Source organism: Paraclostridium benzoelyticum (genome assembly GCF_001006285.1).
GTDB lineage: Bacteria > Bacillota > Clostridia > Peptostreptococcales > Peptostreptococcaceae > Paraclostridium > Paraclostridium benzoelyticum.
In genome coordinates, this window is record NZ_LBBT01000178.1 from 1 (window position 1) to 2,665 (window position 2,665).

The following is a 2,665-nucleotide window of genomic DNA, read 5'->3' on the forward strand; positions in this document are numbered from 1 at the left end:
TTTTATTAATACTATTTGTAATATAATATTCTTATACTAAATAAAGGAGGTAAATTTATGAACTTCATAAACAAAGAAAATCATACATTTACATTTTCAAGCTTAAACAATCCAGTTCTTAAAGTAAAATCAGGAAGCAATGTAGTTTTTGAAACTCATGATTGCATGTGTAGTCAAATAACATGTAGTGATGACAATATGAATAGTATAGACTTTGATAGAGTAAATCCAGCAACTGGACCTTTATACATAGAAAATTCTATGCCTAACCAGACTTTAAAAGTTAGTATAAATTCTATTGAATTAAAAGGCAATGCTCTTGCCATGACAGGTCCTGAAGTTGGAGTTCTTGGTAATAAACTAGATACTATGACTCATAATATTTTAAAAATAGAAAATGAAAAAGCTTTATTTAATAATTTAGAACTTCCTTTAAATAAAATGATTGGTGTTATAGGTGTTGCCCCAAGCGATAATAAGTCTATAAATTGTGGAACTCCTGGTAGTCACGGTGGTAACATGGACTGTAAGATTATAGCTGAAGGCTCTAGTGTATATCTTCCTATATCAGTAGAAGGATCTTTATTATCTCTTGGAGATATCCATGCTGTTATGGGTGATGGTGAAATCGGAGTAAGCGGAGCTGAAATAGGAGCTCTAGTTGATGTAAAAGTTGAAGTAATAGATAGCTTAACAATAAAGAATCCTATCTTAGAAACTGAAGATGCTTATTATACTGTAGCTTCTGCTGAAACTTTAGATGAGGCTTATGAAATAGCTATCGAAGATATGTTTGATATTTTACTTCCTAAATGCAACTTATCCAAAAATGACCTAGTTATGCTAATGAGTTTAACTAGTGATATAGAAGTTTGCCAAGTTGTTGATCCTTTAAAAACTATTAGATTTAAAGTTAAAAAAGATATTTTAAGTCAATTAAATATAGATAAATTAATATAAAAATAAAATAAAGCTATGTTAAGACATTATATAATGTTTTAACATAGCTTTTGATTTTATATATTATAAAATTAGAATATATTTTTTCTTACTATAGTTTGAGCTCTGTTTGGTCCAACTGAAACCATATCTACATTTACTCCAACTAACTCTTCTATTTTAGCTATATATTTCTTAGCATTTTCAGGAAGTTCTTCATATGTTTCCATACCTGTTAAATCTTCAGACCATCCTTCTAATTCTTCATATATAGGCTCGCACTTAGCTAAATCTTCTAATGAAGCTGGGAACTCTCTTAAAACTTTGTCTCCCATTTTGTAAGATGTACATATTTTAACTGTATCAAATCCAGTTAAAACATCTAATAACATTAAAGATATACTAGTTAATCCATTAACTCTAGCAGCATATCTAACTATTACAGCATCAAACCATCCACATCTTCTTGCTCTACCTGTAGTTGTTCCGAACTCTCTTCCTTGAGTTCTTATCTTGTCCCCTGTTTCATCGTTTAACTCTGTAACAAATGGTCCTTCTCCAACTCTAGTAGTGTAAGATTTTACTATACCTACAACATCTTTTATCATGTTAGGTCCAACACCAGCTCCTACAGAGAATCCTCCTGATGTAGGATGAGAAGATGTTACGAACGGATACGTTCCTAAATCTAAATCTAGTAATGTACCTTGAGCTCCTTCAAATAAGACTTTCTTTCCTGCTTTTATAGCTTCGTATACAACAACTGATGTATCATCTACGTAAGATCTTATTTGCTCTGCATATCCTAAGTATTCATTGTATATAGCATCAAAGTCAAACTCTTCTGCTCCATATATATTCTTAACTATTTTATTCTTAGCATCTATTTGAGCTTTTAATTTTTTAGCGAATATATCTTTATCCATTAAATCACATATTCTTATTCCAGATCTCTCTGTTTTATCCATGTAACAAGGTCCTATACCTTTTTTAGTAGTACCTATCTTATTATCTCCTCTAGCTTCTTCAGCTAAAGCATCTAATTCTTTGTGATATGGGAATATAACATGTGCTCTATCACTTATTTTTATATTTTTAGTATCTATATTATCTGCATTTAATTTAGCTAACTCTTCTAAAAATCCTTTTGGATCAAATACTATTCCGTTACCTATTACATTTATAGTTTCTGGATTTAATACTCCTGATGGTATTAGGTGTAATGCATATTTCTTTCCATCAACAACTAATGTATGACCTGCATTGTTTCCACCTTGTCCTCTTACTACTACATCAGCTTGTGTAGCTAAATAGTCTATAACTTTACCTTTACCTTCGTCTCCCCATTGAGAGCCTACTATAGCAACAGTCTTCATATTAATTCACCTCTAATTATTTTATTCGAACACTTACTTTCTTATTTTACCAAACATTCGCTTTATTTTCAAAACCTTTTTTATTAACCTATTTTATTTAGTATGTATTTTTCCACATATTCTAAGCTTTCTAGGATTTTTATTTCGTGTTCATTAGTTTCTATAAATCTAACTATATCATTTACATTGTTAGCCTTTTTTACTAATTTATTATCTCCTGTAAATGTATTTGTAATGTATATTTTTACTTTATTATTTTCCTTAATACCATATACGACTATAGTTTCTTTATATTTATCATCAATTATTCTACATATGTTTATTTCATTGTTTATAAACTCTGTATTTGG

3 protein-coding genes are annotated in these 2,665 nt (G+C 29.6%); 1 reads left to right on the forward strand and 2 read right to left on the reverse strand.

From position 1 onward, the window contains the following. Positions 1 to 57 precede the first annotated feature (57 nt). Complete coding sequence (locus VN21_RS08285; protein ID WP_046822834.1) at positions 58 to 960, forward strand: acetamidase/formamidase family protein; 903 nt, start codon at positions 58 to 60, stop codon at positions 958 to 960. 71 nt (positions 961 to 1,031) lie between these two features. On the opposite strand, the gene VN21_RS08290 is transcribed toward VN21_RS08285, so the two are convergent. Then, positions 1,032 to 2,315, reverse strand: a complete 1,284-nt coding sequence (locus VN21_RS08290; RefSeq protein ID WP_021428046.1) for an adenylosuccinate synthase — start codon at positions 2,313 to 2,315, stop codon at positions 1,032 to 1,034. An 83-nt stretch (positions 2,316 to 2,398) separates the two neighbouring features. Further along, on the reverse strand, positions 2,399 to 2,665 hold a 267-nt coding region (locus VN21_RS18645), incomplete at its 5' end, for a hypothetical protein (RefSeq protein WP_046822835.1).